General features: G+C 37.1%; 22 protein-coding genes. 10 read left to right on the forward strand and 12 right to left on the reverse strand.

Annotation, left to right across the window (positions count from 1 at the left end; translation table 11 throughout):
• Positions 1-21: 21 nt before the first annotated feature.
• Positions 22-183: a hypothetical protein gene (locus tag JIN86_RS00810; RefSeq protein ID WP_004225101.1), complete on the reverse strand. Its 162-nt coding sequence runs from the start codon at positions 181-183 to the stop codon at positions 22-24.
• Positions 184-595: 412 nt separating this feature from the next.
• Here JIN86_RS00810 and JIN86_RS00815 point away from each other — a divergent pair, with 412 nt between their 5' ends.
• Complete coding sequence (locus tag JIN86_RS00815) at positions 596-2,020, forward strand: VanZ family protein (protein ID WP_202341033.1); 1,425 nt, start codon at positions 596-598, stop codon at positions 2,018-2,020.
• Positions 2,021-3,726: 1,706 nt separating this feature from the next.
• On the opposite strand, the gene JIN86_RS00820 is transcribed toward JIN86_RS00815, so the two are convergent.
• Entirely contained in the window at positions 3,727-4,161 is a 435-nt protein-coding gene (locus JIN86_RS00820) for a hypothetical protein (RefSeq protein WP_202341034.1), read from the reverse strand.
• Between the two features lie 134 nt (positions 4,162-4,295).
• Here JIN86_RS00820 and JIN86_RS00825 point away from each other — a divergent pair, with 134 nt between their 5' ends.
• Entirely contained in the window at positions 4,296-5,210 is a 915-nt protein-coding gene (locus JIN86_RS00825; protein WP_202341035.1) for a class I SAM-dependent methyltransferase, read from the forward strand.
• Positions 5,211-5,371: 161 nt separating this feature from the next.
• Here the strand turns inward: JIN86_RS00825 and JIN86_RS00830 are convergent, their stop codons facing one another.
• A complete protein-coding gene (locus tag JIN86_RS00830; protein WP_202341036.1) occupies positions 5,372-5,755 on the reverse strand; it encodes a VOC family protein in 384 nt (127 codons plus the stop codon).
• A gap of 142 nt (positions 5,756-5,897) precedes the next feature.
• Here JIN86_RS00830 and JIN86_RS00835 point away from each other — a divergent pair, with 142 nt between their 5' ends.
• Positions 5,898-7,091 carry a Ger(x)C family spore germination protein gene (locus JIN86_RS00835; protein ID WP_202341037.1) on the forward strand — a complete coding sequence of 398 codons (1,194 nt, stop codon included), beginning with the start codon at positions 5,898-5,900 and terminating at the stop codon, positions 7,089-7,091.
• 47 nt (positions 7,092-7,138) lie between these two features.
• Here JIN86_RS00835 and JIN86_RS00840 read toward each other — a convergent pair whose 3' ends face one another.
• Positions 7,139-7,894: a class I SAM-dependent methyltransferase gene (locus JIN86_RS00840; protein WP_004225091.1), complete on the reverse strand. Its 756-nt coding sequence runs from the start codon at positions 7,892-7,894 to the stop codon at positions 7,139-7,141.
• Positions 7,895-8,161: 267 nt separating this feature from the next.
• Between JIN86_RS00840 and JIN86_RS00845 the strand changes: the two genes are divergently transcribed.
• The 3 genes from JIN86_RS00845 to JIN86_RS00855 all read left to right on the forward strand — a co-directional run bounded on the left by JIN86_RS00845 (position 8,162) and on the right by JIN86_RS00855 (position 10,194).
• Positions 8,162-9,028, forward strand: a complete 867-nt coding sequence (locus JIN86_RS00845; protein WP_202341038.1) for an AraC family transcriptional regulator — start codon at positions 8,162-8,164, stop codon at positions 9,026-9,028.
• A gap of 16 nt (positions 9,029-9,044) precedes the next feature.
• Positions 9,045-9,620 (forward strand): GNAT family N-acetyltransferase, encoded by a 576-nt coding sequence (locus JIN86_RS00850; RefSeq protein ID WP_202341039.1) that lies wholly within the window; start codon positions 9,045-9,047, stop codon positions 9,618-9,620.
• 142 nt (positions 9,621-9,762) lie between these two features.
• Positions 9,763-10,194 (forward strand): hypothetical protein, encoded by a 432-nt coding sequence (locus JIN86_RS00855; protein ID WP_202341040.1) that lies wholly within the window; start codon positions 9,763-9,765, stop codon positions 10,192-10,194.
• A gap of 71 nt (positions 10,195-10,265) precedes the next feature.
• Here the strand turns inward: JIN86_RS00855 and JIN86_RS00860 are convergent, their stop codons facing one another.
• Positions 10,266-11,108 (reverse strand): alpha/beta fold hydrolase, encoded by an 843-nt coding sequence (locus JIN86_RS00860; RefSeq protein ID WP_202341041.1) that lies wholly within the window; start codon positions 11,106-11,108, stop codon positions 10,266-10,268.
• Positions 11,109-11,293: 185 nt separating this feature from the next.
• Between JIN86_RS00860 and JIN86_RS00865 the strand changes: the two genes are divergently transcribed.
• Together JIN86_RS00865 and JIN86_RS00870 are read left to right on the forward strand one after the other, a co-directional pair.
• Entirely contained in the window at positions 11,294-11,689 is a 396-nt protein-coding gene (locus JIN86_RS00865; RefSeq protein ID WP_009370371.1) for an SMI1/KNR4 family protein, read from the forward strand.
• Between the two features lie 77 nt (positions 11,690-11,766).
• A complete protein-coding gene (locus JIN86_RS00870; protein ID WP_004225081.1) occupies positions 11,767-12,252 on the forward strand; it encodes a tetratricopeptide repeat protein in 486 nt (161 codons plus the stop codon).
• A 35-nt stretch (positions 12,253-12,287) separates the two neighbouring features.
• Here JIN86_RS00870 and JIN86_RS00875 read toward each other — a convergent pair whose 3' ends face one another.
• The 5 genes from JIN86_RS00875 to JIN86_RS00895 form a co-directional block, all read right to left on the reverse strand.
• Positions 12,288-12,506 (reverse strand): DUF3955 domain-containing protein, encoded by a 219-nt coding sequence (locus JIN86_RS00875; RefSeq protein ID WP_237497089.1) that lies wholly within the window; start codon positions 12,504-12,506, stop codon positions 12,288-12,290.
• 290 nt (positions 12,507-12,796) lie between these two features.
• Positions 12,797-13,840, reverse strand: a complete 1,044-nt coding sequence (locus JIN86_RS00880) for a phosphotransferase family protein (RefSeq protein WP_202341043.1) — start codon at positions 13,838-13,840, stop codon at positions 12,797-12,799.
• Positions 13,841-13,853: 13 nt separating this feature from the next.
• On the reverse strand, positions 13,854-14,630 hold the full coding sequence (locus JIN86_RS00885; protein WP_202341044.1) for an SDR family oxidoreductase: 777 nt from the start codon (positions 14,628-14,630) through the stop codon (positions 13,854-13,856).
• Entirely contained in the window at positions 14,627-15,862 is a 1,236-nt protein-coding gene (locus JIN86_RS00890) for an acyl-CoA dehydrogenase family protein (protein WP_202341045.1), read from the reverse strand. The genes JIN86_RS00885 and JIN86_RS00890 overlap by 4 nt, the downstream gene beginning before the upstream one ends.
• 150 nt (positions 15,863-16,012) lie before the next feature.
• Positions 16,013-16,900 carry a LysR family transcriptional regulator gene (locus JIN86_RS00895; protein WP_202341046.1) on the reverse strand — a complete coding sequence of 296 codons (888 nt, stop codon included), beginning with the start codon at positions 16,898-16,900 and terminating at the stop codon, positions 16,013-16,015.
• Positions 16,901-17,040: 140 nt separating this feature from the next.
• On the opposite strand from JIN86_RS00895, the gene hutG reads away from it, so the two are divergent.
• Together hutG and gltS are read left to right on the forward strand one after the other, a co-directional pair.
• Positions 17,041-18,006 (forward strand): formimidoylglutamase, encoded by a 966-nt coding sequence (hutG, locus tag JIN86_RS00900; RefSeq protein ID WP_202341047.1) that lies wholly within the window; start codon positions 17,041-17,043, stop codon positions 18,004-18,006.
• Complete coding sequence (gene gltS, locus JIN86_RS00905; protein WP_202341048.1) at positions 18,003-19,187, forward strand: sodium/glutamate symporter; 1,185 nt, start codon at positions 18,003-18,005, stop codon at positions 19,185-19,187. The genes hutG and gltS overlap by 4 nt, the downstream gene beginning before the upstream one ends.
• A 48-nt stretch (positions 19,188-19,235) precedes the next feature.
• On the opposite strand, the gene JIN86_RS00910 is transcribed toward gltS, so the two are convergent.
• Together JIN86_RS00910 and JIN86_RS00915 are read right to left on the reverse strand one after the other, a co-directional pair.
• On the reverse strand, positions 19,236-20,498 hold the full coding sequence (locus JIN86_RS00910; protein WP_004225069.1) for a polysaccharide deacetylase family protein: 1,263 nt from the start codon (positions 20,496-20,498) through the stop codon (positions 19,236-19,238).
• Positions 20,499-20,965: 467 nt separating this feature from the next.
• On the reverse strand, positions 20,966-21,802 hold the full coding sequence (locus tag JIN86_RS00915; protein WP_202341049.1) for a D-alanyl-D-alanine carboxypeptidase family protein: 837 nt from the start codon (positions 21,800-21,802) through the stop codon (positions 20,966-20,968).
• Positions 21,803-21,872: the final 70 nt, after the last annotated feature.

Here is a 21,872-nt window from a genome sequence, read left to right on the forward strand (position 1 = left end):
TTTCAAGATGCTTTGCTCTTACTATTGGGGCAATTCTTCTGGTGTTTTCTCAAATTCAAGTATATGTCCATCAACTTTTGCTCTTTCTAGTTCTTCAATAAATTCTTCCTTACGTTCATCAAGTCTGGAGTCAAGTGTGTTTTGATAACCCGGAAATAGATTGTAATCTACTGGTTTCCCCATAAGTTCACCTCTTATTCTCAGCTTTTTTATTTATTATAGGGTATATTGATATTTTCTGACAATTGTTTATGTCAATTTTGATTACAAGGACTGACAAGACAATACAACGGAAGTCTTATAAAAAACGCCTACCTATACTTTATTGCCCATAAAATTATGCTGATAATTCGAAACCGTAAGGATTATCTTTGCCTCTAAACGTGCAATTTCCACAAATTTTGTTGATAATCCCCAAACTGTTCCCCCCCTTTTTACGGAAAATAAAAGCATATTTACTATAAGCACTTTCCTTCAATTAGATATGCCGTACAATCTTAAGAAATCTTCATAATTTTTCTCAATAATTATTAATAATTACCATTTACAATAAGAAAAGTCGACAATAGATTAACATAGTTAGGAGCATCTTGTCTTGGGCGTTACAGATATTATGAATAACATTCGGATTTTAATGTTGCCAGTCATCCTTATTATTGGTGCTGAGTTCTTACTTATTGGACTTTATTATTTCCTCTATCATAAAAACCAACAGTCAAATCGAAAAAAAATAAACTTTAAGCAACTGATACTTGTAGCACTCTTTATCGGCTATATTGTTTTTGTGTGTGAACTAACGATTTTTGGGCGCGGTTCTTCCCATTTCATGCAAATGAATCTTCAACCATTTAGTGGCTATATAGATGCATGGAAGAAATACTCGTTACGTGATCTTCAAAATTGTATTTTTAACATTTTAATGTTTGTACCGCTAGGCGTTTTCTTACCTTTACTTTTCTCTAAATTCAAACTGTTTAAATGGCTTCTTCCTGTAGTGGTGATTGCAACCTTATCCATTGAAACGTATCAAACACTTACAGGAGCAGGGATTTTCGAGCTTGATGACTTAATCAACAACTCGCTTGGTGGGATTATTGGATACCAGTTATATAGACTAGGCTCTTCTATTGTTCAGCATAAAAAAATAAAAGTGAAAAGTTTGATCGGAAACCTAGCCATTCCTCTCATGATGGGTTTGATTTTTATTGGCATGATGATTGTCTACGCTCAACAGGAATTTGGTCATTTAGCAATTAACGCCTACACAAAATCAAATATGTCGGATGTTGATGTAACCACCTCATTAGATTTACATACAGCATCTACCGTTGCCCCCGTGTATAAAAAAATTAATCATACAGATGAAGTTGAGACTTTTTTGCAAAAGAAATTTGATTTAGCAGAGTTAAGTCAGCAGGATATTCGTGGTGATCGGGAGCTCTTATTAAAAGATAAAGCAGAGAACTCCTATACGTTATTTATTAATTCAGAGGGAAATTGGTCGCTAACAGACGATCTTTATACGCCAGTGCAACCTTCTTTAGCTGTGCAAGAAACACTCATGAAGAAGGCAAAGAGCATGATGGATGAGCTTTCACTCCTTCCTAAAGATGGAGCGTTTACAGCTTTAGATAATGGCATATTTGAATGGACGCTTCCTGACCAAGCTGAATTGAACCAAGATTATTGGTTTGGTGAAGTAGAGCTCGGTTTGAAACCAGATGGTAGTTTGTATTCATTATCGTATAATATTCATGAGCATCAATTGATCCGTGAAGTCAATATTTTGTCACCTGCAGAGGTGTATGAGCGAATTAAGAATGGAAAATTTCCACAGATAAAATATAATGCACTTGTAACAGAAGAAGAACTGTTGATAAAAAAAGGCGATCAACTTACTGTCGATTTAATAGAGCTCTCGTATATGTACGATACAAAAGATTTCTATCAACCCATATACAGAGTTTCTGGCACACTCAATGGAAAAAGTTGGTTCACATTGATTCAGGCGAGAAAATAGCTTTTTTGATACTGTTTACTAAGGAAAGCCTGACTTGATACTACGATGAGAATGGCAACCCCCTGCATTGGGCAGTTGATCACTATCAGACAGAAGGCATTCGGGAAACAACCTTCCTTACCGAAAATGTTATTAAATACCATCGCACACTGTCTACTAATATGAATGTCTTAATACAAGCTGGCTTACGATAAGTGCGGTGAAGGAACCTTTGCCTTCAGAGGAAATGCTAAAAATATTCCAGACATGTAGGAGGAACTACGGATACCTATGTTTTTAATCATTGCAGCAGAGAAAAAATAATCACTGTGTGCTTATGTATTGGGTATCGCTAATATCACATATAAACAAAAAACCAGGTGCTCCCCAAAAGAGAGCATCTGGTTTTATTGTGAAAGTGAATCTTACTAACTTACTTAGTTTTGATTCGTTATAATACTACGACAACTTGAGGCGCTGAACAAGTTAAAATATTTTCCAATAGGATTTTAGGGGAAATTAATGCTTTTTCGAGAAAATAAATCATTCTATCAAATTTTATAGTTTTCTTACTTTCATTAAAAAAGAAATAATGAAATCTCATAAATGACTAACCTTTGCTAATGACACATGGTCATTTACCAATGACTGCCCCACTGTATAGGTGGATGACTGTTTGCTATTTTCACATAATTTAAATTGTATTTCTACAAACTAAAATTGAAAATAATGCTCTCCTCTGCTCTAACTGAATAATTAATGGAATTTACTTCATCATTCTCGCATGATGATTGGAAAGCAAGACATGCGCTCTTACAACCATACAGGTCTCTATGGCTTTAACTATGATAGATGAAGCTCTATACCTAAATTAATTTCCCCTTTCATAACTTTTTCGTGCTATTAATAAAACATGCTGAAAAATCACGGTCTGCTAAAGGAACATTAAACAAAAAGACCAGTCACTCTTTTAAAGAGAACTGGTCATTTTGCGTTTAGGTTGAAGACTATGAAAAATCTTCTTTCATAGATTAACATATTATACTGAACAATATCTGAACAACCATACAAAAAAGACTAGATTCTCACATAAGGATGTAAGCTCTAGTCTTTTAAGTGAAAGTGAATCTTACTAAATCTTGTCTAGCTTTAGATTCAAATTACAATACGAATGAACAGGCTAAAGGTTTCATAAATTCTTTATTTTTTCGTTAAAATATAGGACCACCACCACAAAAAGACCAGGAAACACGAAAAAATGTGAATCCTGGCCCTTTTGTGAAAAGTGAATGTTACTAGTTTGCTTTAGTTCTTTGTATTCTACTGATGAGTTAGACGGCTGATGTTTTAAAAAGTTACACATTCTTAAAAATTTTTTACGTTACTAATTAAATGGCAAAATCAAACACGCCGTCAGCTCCATCTACCATACTAATTGACATAGCACACGCTCCCTCTGACTCGTATAGGCTTCTTTTTCCTGTAAAGATATTTGTTCTTCAGCAACTACTATACCTTTAGCCCATATTTTCCCCTCCGAACCCGTGTCACTCCAGTTAAATTGTTGTGTGCCTTTATTTTCACATCATATCAGATACCGAGTTCTTCATCAGAATGGTCACTACAAAAGGAGGTGTGAAATTCACCATTCCCAGTTGGTTCATCTCATCATTCACAGGGAATATCTATGCTGTATCCCTACTTATTTAGCTTGTGTTGGATACTAACTAATTCTGTGAATCTTCCGTTGCTTTTTCTAAAAGACTAAAAAAAGCGTGATCTTTTATCAGTTCAAAGCTTTCATTTGTGTTAAGGAGAACCAATATTTTTTTTTTAGAATCAATGAACATCGGGTAGCTTGTATTGAGTGAAATTGTCATTCGGTAATCGTAATCAATAGTTTTTATGGCTGTTTTTTTGAATGTTGCCTGTTGAAAAGACTGTATCAATTCTCGCTGTGTTTCTTTTGATATTTTCATTTCAGAAAAGATATCTTCTGTATCTGTATCTATACGATGTAGCGTAACAGTGGAATTTTCCACATGAAAATTAGCATTTTCTAATAGATCAATAGCAGAATAGCTTTGATCTTTCCATGTAATGAGCATACCACTAACAATTACTGCTAAGAGTAAAGATAAGCTTATTTTAAATTTTTTCATATTACTCCTCTTTCTCAGTATCTAAAGCTTGACAAAAAAATGTTTTTATGCTAAAATTTACATTTAAATAAATATTATATATAATAGGATTCTCCTGGCCAGGGGAATCCTATTTTTTGTTAAGGAGTGTTGGTATGAATCAACAGGAGTCTAGTATCACTTCATTAGTGGCTGCCTTTAGTAGAGCCTACCATAGCCAATTTGATACACCAAAAATTGTTGATGATAATATAGCCAAAGAATTGATTTCACAAGAAGAATATGAAAATATTCAAGCTACTATGATACAAGGCGTTGAATTTTTTAATAAAGATATCGCTACAAAGTTTAAAGACAATTCAAAGGAATTAATAAAATGGATTACACAAGTTCAACTCTCACCAACTCCTTTGGCACGTGCTGCTTATTGTGAAAGAGTTTTGCATAGCGAAATACAGCTTGGTGTCGAGCAATATGTCATCTTAGGTGCTGGTTTTGATACTTTTCCGTATCGTCAGCAACAAGGACAAACCAGGCTAGAAATTTTTGAGGTGGATTATCCCATTACGCAGGCATCGAAAATGAGAAGATTACAGGAAGCTTCTCTCCCCCTCTTGAATCATTTGCATTTTGTACCGATGGATTTTACAAAGCAATTTCAATCTCAATTATTTTCAGAGCAAGGCTTCCAATCAAAAAAAACATTTTTTAGTCTATTAGGTGTTTCTTATTATTTAACAAAAGATGAATTAGCAAGTTTACTCAATCATCTATTTGCCTTAGTTCCAGCAGGTAGTTCCATTGTTTTGGATTATGCTGATGAATCTCTCTTCACGGAAAAAGGACTCTCCAATAGAGTAGAAAACATGGTCAAAATGGCCGCACTTGGTGGTGAACCAATGAAATCATGCTATGCTTATGAGGACATGGAGAGGATGCTAGATCGATTAGATTTGCTTATATATGAACATCTATCTCCTACAGCAATTCAAGAGCTGTATTTTCAAAATCGAACAGATTACTTGTGTGCTTTTGAAACTATCCATTACATGCATATTGTTAAAAAATAGGTCCATCCTATTCGATTTTCCAAAATTCTAAATTTTCTTTTTATTACCCAGGCAATTAACTATTTCAATATAGAGAATTAGTATACTATAGTAGTGTAAAGCTAATTAGCCTTACACCTCCTAGATTTGTTACTAGGGTCACTGCTAACGCAGTGACCCGCTTATAATGATTGACAAACACCTAAAGGATTCCCATCAGGGTCATAGAAGGTAAAAAATTTGGTGTCTGCTTCTCCTTCTAAAGCCTCGACTTGAATATGATGTTCCACTAGAAATAAATAAGTCTCTTCAATATTTTGAGAGAGGAAATTCACATATTTCCCCACACCAAAGTGATTGTCTGGAAAATGACATGGCTGATGCTCCTTAGCTTTTACTAAGCAAATGACCGTCGGAGATTGTTCAGTAATCTTCATAACTGCTGCGCCCGCTTCTATATATAGAAGCTTAAATCCAAGTATTTCCTCATACCATTTAGCCGATAATTTGGGATCTTTTATTGGAATAAAAATGGCCTCTACACCTTTAAATAAAGATTGCTTCATTTTTCTTACCTCCCTTTCACAGTTTGTGTTCTTCATTTTATTCTCCTTTAAAAAGATACATTGAGATTTCTATTATTGATTATTTTGTCTGTCTTTTGCTTATCCTTAATAGTATCGGAAATGTCTTCTTTACCTAGAGGAGGTGTCCACCATCAAACACAAGGTATCATTCATCCTATTGCTGTCAGTACTTCTTTTATTAGGTGGATGCTGGAATAAGCGGGAGTTAAACGAACTAGCTATTGTTACGGCTGTTGGAGTGGATAAATCGGACGAGCTATTCGAAATTTCTGTTCAGATTGTTAATCCAAGTCAAGTGGCTTCGAACAAAGCAACTGGCATTCAAGTCCCTGTTTTTACCTACCATGCTAAAGGGAAATCTTTATTTGATGCCATTCGAAAATTAACAGCGCTAACACCTAGAAAGCCTTATTATGCGCATGCCCAAATTATTATTATTGGTGAAGAAATGGCTAAGGAAGGTATGAATAGCGTTTTAGATTTATTTCAAAGAGACCCAGAAGGACGAAGTGATTTTAACTTTATTGTTTCTCATGATTTTACTGCACAAGAAATATTAAGTGTTTTAACCCCTTTAGAGGATGTGCCTGCTAGCAAAATGTTTAAATCATTAAAGGTTTCTGAAGCAGTATGGGGGACAACAGAATCTGTTATTCTTGATGATTTAATCCAATCTTTAGGCAGTATTGATCATAGTGCCGTCTTACCCTCTATTCATATACATGGTGATGCGGATGCTGGAGATTTTAGCTCGAATATAGAAAAAATTGATAGCCCTGCACAATTAAAATATGGTGGACTGGCTATTTTTAAAAATTATAAACTCATCGGCTATTTAACAGAACAAGAAAGCAGAGACTATAATTTTTTAAATAATAATATAAAAAGTACATTTGAAATTATTGCTTGTCCTGAAGAAGGGAAAATCTCAACAGAAATTATTAATTCTTCTACTAAAGTGACAGGTCATTTTCAAAATGGTATACCTTCGATTTCCATCAAACTCGAGATTGAGCAAAACGTTGCAGAGATAAGTTGCCCATTGGATTTAACAAAATCAAAAACCATCGATGCTTTAAATAAAGAAACGAGCAGACAAATCAAGGAACGGTTAGAACGTACACTTCAAACGATTCAACAAACCTATCAAGCCGATTTATTAAAATTTAGCAATGTACTACACCGAGAGGACTATCAAGCATGGAATCGAATTAAAAAGAACTGGCTAACCCTCTATCCTGATCTTGAAGTTCAAATTGAAGTCGATGTGCATACAAAAGGAATAGGAACTGCAACAAAATTAAAGCTTGACTAATTCGTAAAAATGACCAGTACTCTTTTAAGGAGTACTGGTCATTTTAATTAACGTACCGCTTCAAACGTTATGAGTGACGTTTCTTCAGTTGGTTGTTGAAGGAACTTATAATGCGCAGAACAAGTTATTGCAGAGAAGCCAACACTTTGTAATAGGAGCTTAAATTCCTCAAGCCCATACCAGCGTAATAAAAACTTTTGCAGTTCCGTATCACTTAATGTACCTTGTTGCCACTTCTCATATTTTAAAACCATCAACGTATATTGCTCCACCCAATTCATGGCAATCGATTTTCTTTCAAGGGCAATTCCTTCATCTTGTGAAATTTGATGGTAAGATGTCGTAATTTCTCCTGTTTTCCAGTCTGTAGGAAGTAATAAATCTACTAGGAGTCTCCCACCAGGGACAAGATGCTGATACATAGAGGTTAATGCTGATAGTGCTTCTTGATGATTTTCAATTAAACAAAATGAGCCTGTAGGCATAACAATGGCTTCGTATTGTTGACCTAAGGTAAATTGGCAAATATTTCCTTCATACAGTGCTGGCGTCAATCCTCGTTCTTGGCATCTTTTTCGACAGGATGCTAGCATTTCTGGGGAATGATCAATTCCTTCTATATCAAAGCCTTTTTCCATGAAAGGAATATAGAAACGTCCAGAACCAACCCCTGCTTCTAAAATCTTCCCCTTTACACCTTGCAGACGTTCTAGATAATATTCAATATCTCCACCAAGCGAGTATCCAACTGGTTTTGTAAAATCATAAAGTGCTGTGCTTAACGGTCCGTAATTTTTGTACATATTTTCTCCTCCGATTGTTTGCGGAAGAAATCAACTAATCTATTTATTCTCCCGCACCTTTATTATATTCAATGGGAAAACAGAGCTGACTATCATTATCTATCACTCACTTTCTTGTAAATTTAGTTAAATTATACATTTATTTATTGTTTTAATCAAGTTTTCTATTGATTTCCTATATAGTACAATTTAATGTACAAATTAGCACAAATTATCAAAAAACCCTTCCTATTCAACGGTACCATTGAGTTAAGAAAGGATGATGGTATGGATTATTTTGAAAGAATTCAAAACGCCATAGAGTTTATTGAGAAAAACCTACATGAAAAGTTAACGATTACAGATATTTCTTCTCAGTCTTACTTTTCAGCATTTCATTTCCAACGACTTTTCCAAGCCATTACAGGTTTTTCTGTGCAGCAGTATATTCGCAACAGGAGACTTTCTGAAGCAGCTTCCTTATTAGCAACAACAACGCAGAATATACTTGATATTGCAATCAACTTTCAATATGGTTCTCAGGAGGCATTTACACGGGCATTTGTTCAGTATTTTGGTGTCACACCTGCTAAATACCGAAAAGGAGCGAACTCCATACCATTTCAAACCAAAATAAACTTTTTGGATTATAAACTGGAAGGAGAACTCCCTATGCAACGACCAGAAATACTTCACTTATCTAAAAAACGTATTACAGGCTATGAATACAAAACGTCCTTACAAGACGAACAGTTCTATGCAGAAATCCCAGGCTTTTATTTGGATTTTGGTCAGCAGCAATACTATGAGCGAATCTCATATAAGGTAGCCCCTAATATGGCGTATGGCATTTCTACAAACTTTCAGGAGGATGGCCGGTTTTCCTTTATTGTAGGAGAGGAAGTCGAAATCTTTGAGGAGCAATTAGAGAAAGGCTTCACCCACCTAGAAATTCCTGCTGGTAAATATGCAGAGTTTACATTGAATGGCACTGCGGAAGGAATTCAAAATACAAGACGTTTCATTTACGGCGTATGGTTGCCAAATTCAAATTATGAGCGCGATACGGGTCCTGATTTTGAAATAACCGATGTCATGCAATCTATTTATCCACATGAGATGAAAATGAAAATCTACATTCCCATTAAAGAATAATAAAGGAGCAAGGTCGATGAATATTGAGAAAGTATTTAAGCAATTCCCAACCTTACATTCAGCTAATTTACAATTAAAAAAAATAGAAGAATCACATATACAAGAGCTATTTGCTATTTATGATAATGACAAGGTATTTGAGTATTGTGGCATCATCCCAAAACACAATCTTCAAACCGTTCAAAAAATGATTGGCCATTTTGAACGTGATTATACAAAGAAAAGCAGGATTAAATGGGGGATCTTCGAAAAATCACAAAGTGAAAAACTAGTAGGGATTATCGAAGCGATGGACTTTAATCAAAAAGTAAATATGGTAACAATTGGTTACTATTTAGCTGAAGCATCCTGGGGAAAAGGCATTGCATCAGAGACAGTTGCAACAATCGTAGAATTTTTATTGGAAGAGGTAAACGTTAATCGAATACAGGCAGAAGTCATGCCTTTAAATGAAGCCTCGAAAAAGGTTCTATTAAAAAATGGATTTTTAAAAGAAGGTCTTTTGAGACAAGCTTCATTATGGTCTGGCAAGGGTGTTGTTGATTTAGAGATATATGGCTTATTGAATGGCGATTACAACTTGAAAGACTAAACTCTACTAATGAGTTTAGCCTTTTCTTATATTGTACAGATAAATGGACATTTTACCATCTCCTAAAGGGCTCTTTCACATAGACTAGAAATAGATGACTCATGCTAGCATGACATTGTAATCATAAAGGAGCGTTTTAGAAATGGATGGAAACAGATATTTAACACGAATGAATTGGGAATTTAACAATTATCATAAATTTTCTAAATGCTATTGTGAATCAAAGAATGTTTACTTTGGTCACTCTCCCAGCGTAGATCATCCTATTATTGAGGAAGATTCTTATAAAATAAAATATTATAATAGTCCCCAATTTGAAAAAAAATATCAGAAACAAAATCAAGTTAAAAAGCATTGTCAAAGCTGTATTTGTAGTCACTTAGAATGTTTTGAACCAGGGACTTTAGTAGATGTATACCTCTCAGATGGCAGCCAATTTCTAGGACTATACTTTATTTATCTTCTTCCGCAAAGCTGCTGCGGGTACTTCCTTCAAATCGATGATAGGGCACGGCCTGTCATTATGGACTGTCAAAACATTGATGCAATACGTAAAACTTGTTTAGGTAGTTGATACTCTGGCTTTTCTCTTTTCATTATTAAAATAGGCTGGTTAATTGCTATACAGCATAACCAGCCATTCGACTACCCTTCGTTTATCCATTGAATTAGCTGTTCATTAAAACATACAGGTTCTTCAAACATAGGATTATGACCACTTTTTTCAAAAATGACTTTCTTTACATGGGGAATATGATCTACTGCATCCCATAATGAGATAGGGGCTACTAAATAATCATACTTGCCTAGACCTACAAAAATTGGCTTGTTAACTTGTAGCATTTGTTGTAAAAGGTTCTGCTCCGCAAAAGCTACTCCCCATAGATAATCAATAATTTCCATATTCGGATGAACGTTATCCCACATAGAGGTAGCATTGAACATAAAATCATAAAAGCTATGTGCCCCCATACGAATACACATATGAACAAAGCGTCGTTCAGGCTCCTTCTTTAGATCCTGCTCCAATAAGGCTATATCGTGCGCAAATTGATGTTTACGCTCCATACTTGCATGTGCCTCAAAATAAGACAAGCTTTGCTGCTGTCTTTCTTGACTATTCGATGTTGCTGTATTTAATAGTACGAGTTTTTGAACATGCTGGGGATAAGCTTTGGCATACGCCATTGCCATAAATGCATGGCCTGAATGTCCTAAAACAATCAAATCATCTAGCTGTAGGATTTGCCTTGCATACTCCATATCCTTCACTATTTTGTCCAATGTATAATCTTCTTGCGTAAATGCTTGAGCTGGCTTACCAAAACCTCGATGATCTAAAAAAATTACCTGGAAATGTTGGTAAAAGCCTTCTGAGAACAGACGTGGATAATAAACACTACTCCCCACCACTAAAATTGGTTGGCCTTGCCCCTTTATACAATAGTTTAATTCAAATCCATCACACATAAGTTTTTGATATTTCATTATCTTCATCCTCTTTTCTATTTTTGTATCTTCACTCCCTTCCCTTTTGGTTTCCCCGTGTTTTTTCCATTGAACGCTCTAGCATTCTATCACCCCAGTAAATGTTATTATTTACATTAACAATATCATTCCCAAAGATTCCTAGCAATGAAGGATCGTGTATACTGAATAAAAGGAGAATGTCTATGAAGGAAGATCTAATAAAGCGTTCGCGGTCATTTTTATTTAATGAGAAGCATCAAACGTTAGTGGGTAAACCTGCAAGTCAAAGAGAAATAATAGAGGCACAGCAACAACTTCATGTACAGTTTCACAGCGATTATGTAGCGTTCATTGAAACGTTTGGTGGGACATATGCAGGTATAGCAATCTATGCTTTTTCTAATGGCTCAAGTCTAGGAAACGAAACCGTTGTCGATTTAACAATGGATTTTCGTCAACAATATAAAGAGTTCCTATCTCCAAATATTTTAGAAACTAGCTATGTTAATTCAATGGATGCTGGGGGTAATCCCATTTTCATCGAGCCATCAGGCCATGTTTTTATTTGCGATTATGATTGTGGAGAATTAAGCGAATAGCTGATTGATTTAAGTTGCTGATAGAAGATTGTTTTTATGAATGGTAAGTTACTTAAGTAAAGATGAGGTTACATATAATGGACAAACAATTAGAACACGTACTTACATTAAGAAAAAACGGACAGCTTGAGGAAGCAAATCAATGTATGGTGGCACTGGTCAAGGAACAGCCTCAAAATGCTTATTATCAATTTCAATGTGCTTGGACATTTGATTCTTTAGGGCAGGAAAAAGAGGCAGTTCCGCATTATGAAGAAGCGATAAAGTTGGGGCTAGAACCAGAAGTTTTAGTGGATGCCTACCTTGGTTTAGGGAGCACCTATCGGACTATAGGACAATACGAGCAAGCAAAACGGATCTTTGAACAAGCCATTCACGAGTTCCCCAAGGCTGAGCATATCAAGGTCTTCTATGCCATGACACTCTATAATCTTGGTGAACATGCAAAATCAATGGAAACATTATTGAACACGATATTACGCACAGCCAATCATCAAGGCATTCAAGATTATAAAAAAGCTATTCACTACTACAGTGATAAGCTAGATCAAACATGGTTATAAAAAAACAGGCTCCTATTCAGGGCCTGTTTTTAGCATTATGATACGGAAGTTTGCTTTTTGAATGTAGAAGATAACGCCATAATCAAGAATGTAAGTATGCCGCTAAAGATAAATAAATAGCTCAATGGTATTAAAAAGAAGTTCTTCTCTACTATCGTCCCATCTGCTAGTATCTCATCTCCTAAAAGGCCTTTTATAAATAAACATACAATCCCCATGATCATCGGAATTGTGGCAAGTAAATATTTTTTCAATATTTCTTCCTCCATATTATTAAATCCTTGTGGGTATTGATGATAGCGTTATTTTTATTATAAGTCAATTATTTTTTATCGAAAAACAACAAATTATTATTGATTAACACTCCTGACCAAAAGAACAAACGTTCCCCATCTTTTAATTTCTTGTACGTGATTTATTATGTTTTTTGAGTAAATTTTGTGCGAGTTGGCATAAATAATTACATTAATTAATGTCGGATAATCTGTTATACTGAGCGATAAAAAACAGCTACTTTGTTAAAAGTAACCGTTTTTCCATAAAATCATATTGATTTAGAAGCTTGTTGTATGAGGGCAGCGACCATTTTATCCATCTGAGCAAAGCGATCATCCTGCGTTTGCCCTTTAACATAGCGATAATAGATTTGCTGACAAATAACGGCTAATTTAAAATAAGCCAATGTGCAGTAATAATGAATAGCTGACACATCTCGCCCACTCTTCTCCGCATAACGATCAATAAATTGCTGTCGGGTATAAAAGCCTGGTAATACAGTTACTGGTGGTTCACCAAGTGCATATAATAGCATTTTCGGGTCATCCGCTTGCATCCAATAACTCATTGCTACACCAACATCAGCAAGTGGGTCCCCTACTGTTGCCATCTCCCAATCAAAAAGGCCAATCATTTCGGTATAGTCCTCGGAGAACATTGCATTATTCAATTTATAATCATAATGAATAATGGTTGCCTCATGATTGGATGGAAGATTGTTTTTTAACCACTCTGTTAACATCGCTACTTCTGCATGTTCTGCTGTTTTCGCATTTTCATACCGCTCAATCCAGCCATGCACCTGTCTTTCAAGAAATCCGTCAGGCTTCACAATATCCTTTAATGGTGTGTCCTGATAAGGAATAGCATGTAATGCAACTAAAGAATCAACCATCATTTCAGACAAATGACATGCTAGCTCCTCTGTTGGCTCTGTGCCTTTTGGAAAATGTGTATCAAGGACGATACCTTTTTTGCGCTCCATTAAAAAGAAATCACTACCGATAATGTCTCGATCCTCCACATAGACATATGGTTTTGGAACCGATGGTAAAAATGGATGCAGTGCCGATAAAATCGTATATTCCCGCTTCATATCATGCGCTTTTTTGGCAACTGGTCCAAGCGGAGGACGACGTAGAACAGCTTCAAAGTCAGCTATTTTTAAACAATACGTCAAATTGGAATGCCCTGCACTAAATTGTGCTATTTCAAGCTTCCCCTGTGGAAGCTCAGTGAAATAACTCTCTAAAAAGGCATGTAGTTTATCCATATCTAAACGTTCACTTGACCTTACTTGCATCGTATCCATTCTATTTCCCTCCTTAAATAATGGAGCTCATGCCCCCATCTACTACCATGACATCCCCTGTTACATAGTCCGAAGCTGGTGCTGCTAAAAATAAAGCTACGCCCTTTAAATCATTTTCGGAGCCTAATCGTTTCAACGGTGTAACACCCATCAAATAGTCTTGTCCACGTTCGATTAAGGCATTGGACATTTTTGTAGGGAAAAAACCTGGTGCAATGGCGTTGACATTGACTCCCTGTGGCCCCCATTTGACAGCTAAATCCTTCGTTAAAGTAATGACAGCCCCTTTACTCGCGTTATAGGCAATCGTATCCATAAAGGCTGGTAGCGTACCACCTAGTCCAGCAATAGAAGCAATATTAATGATTTTGCCACTTTTCTGCTCTAACATAATTTTGCCAACGGCTTGGCTGAATAAAAATGTTCCGTTGACATTGACATCAAATACTTTTTGCCAGGCTTCGTAGGGCATATCAATGGCAGGTGTTCCCCATGATGCGCCACTGTTATTGACTAAAATATCAATTCTACCAAATGTTGTAATCGTTTGGGCCACCACATTGGCAATATCCTCAGGCTTTGTGACATCACAGGCTAGGGCTAATGTTTGAACACCAAGCTTTTCAAGTCCTGCGGCAACCTCCTCACACGCCTCCACCTTTCGTGAGCATAAGACCACATTGGCTCCTGCCTCTGCAAATCCTTGTGCAATTTGTGCGCCGAGTCCACGTCCGCCACCAGTCACAATCGCTGTTTTACCTTTTAAGCTAAATAACTCTAGGACCGTCATTTCACCAGCTCCTCTTGTTTGTTGGCATGCTTTTTCAATTCTAGTTTAGCAATGGTATTACGATGCACCTCATCCGGTCCATCCGCTAAACGTAATGTACGAGAATTAGCCCATTGTGCAGCAAGCGTTGTATCTGGCCCTACCCCAGCAGCACCAAATGCTTGGATAGCTCGATCAATGACTCTGAGTGCCATATTTGGAGCAACTACCTTTATCATGGCAATTTCAGCCTTTGCCTCTTTGTTGCCTACCGTGTCCATCATATAAGCAGCCTTCAATGTTAAAAGTCTTGCTTGCTCAATATCCATCCGAGATTCCGCAATGCGCTCCCGCATTACCCCTTGATCTGCTAGTGGTCGATGAAATGCCTGCCGTGCTTGTACACGCACACACATTTCCTCTAATGCACGCTCTGCGGCACCAATAAGACGCATACAGTGATGAATTCTCCCTGGCCCTAGTCTGCCTTGCGCAATGGCAAAGCCTTTTCCTTCACCCCATAAAATATTTTCCACCGGTACACGCACATTGGTAAATGTAACCTCACCATGTCCCTCTGGTGCATGATCGTAGCCAAAAGCCGTTAGCATACGCTCTACTTTTACCCCTGGTGTGTCCATCGGTACGAGAATCATAGACTGTTGCTCGTGGATAGGGGCCGTTGCATCTTTATGCTTGCCCATAAAAATAGCCACCCTACAGCGAGGATCCCCAGCACCAGTTGTCCACCATTTATGGCCATTTAAAATGTATTCATCTCCATCGCGTTCAATGCTTGCCTCAATATTTGTAGCATCACTGGATGCAACGGCTGGCTCCGTCATCGCAAAGCAGGACCGTATTTCGCCTCGTAATAATGGTTCAAGCCACTGTTTTTTTTGCTGTGCCGATCCATAGCGTACAAGTACTTCCATATTGCCTGTGTCAGGTGCATTACAGTTAAACACTTCGGGGGCCAGAAGTGAGCGGCCCATGATTTCACATAAAGGTGCATATTCTAAGTTGGTTAAACCTGCCCCATATTCACTATCTGGTAAAAATAAATTCCACAAACCTGCCTGTTGTGCCTTCTGCTTCAGCTCCTCCATAATCGGTGGAATCGCTCCCCAACGATCCTCCATTGCCTCAACCTGTGCAGCATAAACGGCTTCACTTGGATAAATGTATTGCGCCATAAAATTCTTCAGCTTGACCTGTAACTTCTCAACTTTTTCACTATAGGAAAAATTCATTAGAAGATACCCCCTTTGCTTGAACTTCGCAAAATGAATGAATGTTCATTTTCATTCTTACAATAAATGTTACCGCTATTTTTCTAGTAAAGCAATGTTCTATTTTTGAATTTTCTAACAAAAGAGAAAATTCATTACTATGAACTGACATCATTTATTTTCAAAAAACTGTACAATATCCTTCAGTAATTGTCGGATGGCTAATGGTAAATGACGGTTTTTTAAGTACACTAGATAGACATTGCGACTTAAATTCAGACCCTCTATTTCTTTTTTTACAATCGTTTTGGCAGTCGGTCCTTGCAAGTAATTTTCAGGTAATATGGTCACTCCTAAATGTTCTCGTACAAGCGATACAGCGGTTTCAAAACGCTCAATTTCAAATTGGATATTGATGTTTTTACCAGCCTGTTCAAATGACGTTAAGATATCTCGTCTTGTTTGAAAGCCCTCGGTACTAATAATAAATGGTTCTTCACAAATATCTGAGATGGTTAAAGTATCCTTTTGGGCTAACGGATGATGTAAAGGTAATACTGCGACCAACCGTTCTTCATATAAAGTTTGAACTTCCAACTCTGGATCATCCATTAGCTGATTGGTGATGATTAAATGAGTTTTATAGCTTTTCAAGGATTTTTTCACTCGCTTACTACCTAAAATATCGACTAAGTGAATTTTCATGTGAGGATAGTCTTTTTTATAGTTGGCGATTACCTTTGGCAGCCAATACTTAATAGATTCCATGACACCAATGGTGATGTCCCTCGTGCCATGAACAATCACTTCATCCATTTCGATTTTTAGCACTTCCATATTTTTTACAATAATTTTTGCTCGTTCAAAAAGTAACTCTCCAGCTTCTGTTAATTGCAGATTTCTAGTATTTCTCTCTAATAAGGGGGAGCCAATCTCTTGTTCTAATTTTTTGATCGCATTACTTAACGAAGGCTGCGAAATATGCAGTCTTTCTGCGGCTTTTGAGAAATTCATCTGTTCTGAAACAGCGATAAAATAGTGCAATTGTTTAATGTCCACCTATAGATACCTCCCAGATTTATAGTTAAAAGCTATAGATTAATATTAATTATATATTAGTAATTATAATTATGTGAATATATAATGAATTACAACAATACTTTTTCTACAATAATATTCACAATGGGGTTGATAAATTTATGTACACAATGACAGATCAAAAACAATGGAAAGGTCGAATAGATTCAACGACAAATACAAGCAGCTTTCGTTTACATCAACAAGTAAAAAGAGTTGCGATTAATGATGTAAGCGCTTCAGATAAGAAAAGTGCTGCTATTGTTGGTTTTATCTGCGATGAAGGGGTACGTCGAAATCAAGGCCGTGTAGGGGCAGCAAATGGTCCAAACGCCCTACGAGAAGGCTTAGCCAGTTTACCGTGGACATTTGAAGATGATCAGCAAATTATTGATGTTGGCAATATCGTTTGTCTAAACCATGCTTTAGAGGAGGCCCAACGTGAGCTTGGTGAAGTCGTAGCAGCAATCCTACAAAAAAACTTATCATGTGTGGTGCTAGGTGGCGGGCATGAAACGCTGTATGGCCATTATTTAGGCGTTCGTTCTGCTCTACCAAAGGAAGCTAAAATCGGCATCATCAATATAGATGCTCACTTTGATTTACGACCATATGATGAACAACCTTCGTCAGGTACGATGTTCCGTCAAATTTTAGAGCAGGATCCACATGCTGACTATTTTGTTGTAGGTATTCAACGCTACGGCAATACAAGAGAACTTTTCGAAAAAGCTGATGAATTAAACGTGAAGTATGTTTATGAGGATCAAATGACAGTAGCCTACCAACAACAATTAACGGATGCATTACACCATTTTATGGATAAGCATGATTATATTCTTTTAACATTATGTATGGATGTATTGAACGCAGCATTTGCTCCAGGTGTAAGTGCTCCATCACCGTTTGGGCTTGACCCATCGACTGTGCGCTCAATTTTGCAACAAGTCACTTCCCACCCTCACACCCATTCATTTGATATATGTGAGGTCAATCCGTTATTAGATGAAAACGGATGTACAGTGAAATTAGGGGCCTATTTTGTGTATGAGGCACTGAACAACTTACTTAGGGGGCAAGGTTCATGATCGAAATTAATCAAATTACAACGGTATTCCTAGCTGTTGCACTCTTTGCATTAGGAAGCTTTCTTATCAATAAAATAGGCCTTTTAAAGCGATTCTGTATCCCAGCACCAGTGGTTGGGGGTTTATTGTTCGCTGCTCTTGCTACCATCTTAAAAACAACGGGTATTGTAGAAATATCACTTGATACTTCTTTACAAAGCTTATTTATGATTACTTTCTTTACGACAATTGGCTTAGGTGCAAGCTTTAAACTTGTAAAGCTCGGGGGTAAATTACTGATTATTTACTGGCTAGCATGTGGCTTCCTAGCGTTAATGCAAAATGTCATTGGGGTATCCCTGGCCTCACTTATGGGGATTCATCCGTTAATCGGTATGATGGCGGGTACCGTTTCTATGGAGGGTGGTCATGGCGCTGCAGCTGCATTTGGCCAAACCTTAGAAGATTTAGGGATTTCTTCAGCTATGACAATTGGTGCTGCAGCCGCAACATGTGGTCTAGTTGCTGGTGGCTTAATTGGTGGACCAATTGTCAAATATTTAATAGGTAAATATAATTTAACACCAGATGAACAAGAATCAGAAGAAGTCCAATATGAAAATAAACATGAGCAAATTACATCGGATTCGTTCTTTACACAAGTCTTATTAATTACTTTCTGTATGGCTGTTGGTACGTATGTCGGCACACTATTCTCTGAAGCAACAGGTTTCGTTCTACCCGGCTATGTAGGAGCAATGTTTGTGGCTGTATTAGTGCGCAATATTATGGATAAATTCAAACCTGAAGCCATTAATATGAAAAGCATCTCATTAATTGGAGATGTCACATTAGGTGTATTCCTTTCCATGGCACTCATGAGTATTAAATTATGGGAAATTGCTGATTTGGCACTACCATTATTCATCATTGTTTTTGCGCAAGTATTCTTTATTGTTGTATTTAGTATTTTTGTGTTATTTAAATTACTTGGCAAAAACTACGATGCTGCTGTTATGGTAGCAGGTTTTGCAGGACATGGTCTAGGCGCAACACCAAATGCCATGGCCAATATGTCAGCCGTTGTGCAACGCTTCGGGCCTTCTAAAAAAGCCTTTCTTGTCGTACCGATTGTTGGCGCATTTTTAATTGACGTATTTGGAATTCCTATTATTATTACAACTATCAATTTATTTAAATAAAAAAGAGCTTTGCATTCGTCCTGAGTAGACGATTGCAAAGCTTTTCTATTATTGTAATATCTCACTTACTGTAACAAATTCATAGCCTTGTTTTTGTAAATAAAGAATAACATTTTCTAAACCATTGGCAGTCGTTTGATGGATATCGTGCATTAGAATAATACTCCCATCTTTTACAGAGGCTTTGACATACGCTAAAATTTTATCTGGATTGTGATGTTTCCAATCCAGTGTATCAATCGACCACAAAATCGAGGGGATTGTCATGACAGAACGTACTTGGTCATTGGTCGCTCCATAGGGTGGACGGAAAACAGTTGGATACTGCCCGATGGCTGCATAAATAGCGTTACTTGTGCCATTGACTTCTTGTTTAACGCCTGCTATAGATAAGGTCGTTAATTTTTTATGGCTCAAGGTATGGTTGCCGATTTCATGTCCTGCTTCATAGACTTGTTTAACGATTGTAGCATTTCTTGACACGTTTTTACCTACCATAAAGAATGTAGCCTTGGCATCGTATTTCTTTAACGTTGCCAAAATTTGTGGTGTGACCTTAGCATCTGGCCCATCATCAAATGTTAAGGCTACCCGTTTTTTTGCGCCTTTTGCTACTGGCACACCTTTATTATAAATTTTATTATCTATTAACTGAATATCGGCTAGCTCAGAAGCTTTGACATACCCTTTTTGGTCACCTGCTTCTACATAAGCCCAACCAGCAAGTGTTATGTAATACTGGACAGTCGTTTTATTGGGAAGTGTACCAAGAACTTCTCCGTTTGGACTAGCTGTTAAACGTAATTCAGCACCAGCAACAGCATTAATTTTTTTCTTCGTTGGAGCTGGTTTTTTTAATGCGTTTGTCGCTACATACCCTATCTCCTCGCCATATTGAACGAAAGACCAACCACCAGGTGCTGTGCCATATACATAAATCATTCGTCCTTCATAGAGCTGTCCTACATGCTGGGCATGTTGACTTGGGGCTGTAAATAATGTTGTACCACCCTTTTGAATCACTAGGTATCCCTCAGACTTCAACTTGACTAAAGCATCCGATGTGACATAGCCCTCCTGCTCTGGCGTTTGAATATGTGTCCAACCTTTACTTACTTTTGTTACTGAAACAAAGCTTCCTTTCGCAAGCTCCCCGATCTCCGCACTATTCGTAGAAGCTTCTTCAAAAATAACCGTATCTTTGACTACCTTGTGAATCACCACTGACCCTTCAGCATTTACTGAAAGTTGCCCTGCCAAGATGCACATCATAAACGTCAAAACGATGGCAAAGGGTAAAAATTTTTTCATTGTTCTACACCGCCCTTAGATGTCTTCCATGTCTGTTTGCTAAAAAATTGCTAAGATTTAACTTTCATTATAGAGTAAACAACCCTGCCATAAAATAGTAATAATCAACTAGATTCCCTTTTACGATGCTACTAAAATTCGTATTTTAGTAAATACTTATACATTCCTCCTTCCCTTTTTACTGAGAAACTATGCATAGGTTATGATAATTAAATGATGGTGGCTTATTTTGTAGATTTTTTGTTAGCTCCTTTTTCTCATGCTGCTAAACGGCCTACGGACTTAGGTGAGTGACCTTCTCCTTACTGGGAGAGGGCTCTCACCTCTTTGAGCAGCAGCTCTCCCCGTATTTGATGGTTCCTATAAAAAGCTGGTTATCCACCACCGAACCTCAGCTATATAATCCCCCTTTTTATTAAGACGTTAGGAACCATGAAAAAGTTGAGGTCTTTTCATTAATTTTCCTGCTATAAAGCTTCGAAGGCCGTTAGGGCATCTTCAATATGTGGGGGTGGGGTCCATATATAGCTAGGAGCATTGGTTGTAATGAATAAAAAAGATTTCCCTTCTTTCTCGATTATGGTCGCCAGACACAGTCCTGCTTCTGGGGTATAGCCTGTTTTTCCACCTATTATCGGACTGTCTAGACCCGGTAATTTTGTAAATAATGAGTTTGTGATGATTAATTGATTGGGTACATAAGTTGTGTAGCTTTTTGAGGTAAATATTTGATAAAAGGTAGGATTTTCTAATGCATACCGCAGAAGCTTGCTGATATCCCGCACGCTGGATACATGTGCCTCATCATGTAGGCCACTGGTATTAACAAAATATGTGTCATGCATGCCTAATTCTTGCGCCTTGTTATTCATCAACGTGACAAATTTGCCCTCACTGCCAGCGACAGCATCTGCAAGTGTTCCTGTTGCATCGGCACCTGAGGCAAGGAGTGTACCATACAATAAATCCTCCGTCGTGACAAAATCTCCTGCCTGAAAGCCTGCCATCGAAGCATTTTGTGCCGTATAGTTCGCAATCGTTTGGGGCTCTACAATGGTTTGTGTTTGTAAATTATCTGTCATCTCTATGGCAACGATGGCTGTCATGATCTTTGTTAAAGATGCAGGATAAATAATAGCATCCGCATTTTTTTCGTATAATACTTCGCCCTGTTCATTGAGTAACAAAGCATTTTGACTATGTAATGATGGCAGTTCTAGATGTGTGAATTCATATGTTTTGCTTGTATAATAAAATAAGAAAACCATAATACAAATACAGCCTAATAACATCCATTTTTTCATAAAAAACGCCTCCTACACATTATAAGAGGCGGCATTTCTGAATATTCCTTGAGAAAAATGGGATGCGCTC

Origin of the sequence: Lysinibacillus sp. HST-98 (assembly GCF_016757845.1) — a bacterium.
GTDB classification, from domain to species: Bacteria; Bacillota; Bacilli; order Bacillales_A; family Planococcaceae; genus Lysinibacillus; species Lysinibacillus capsici.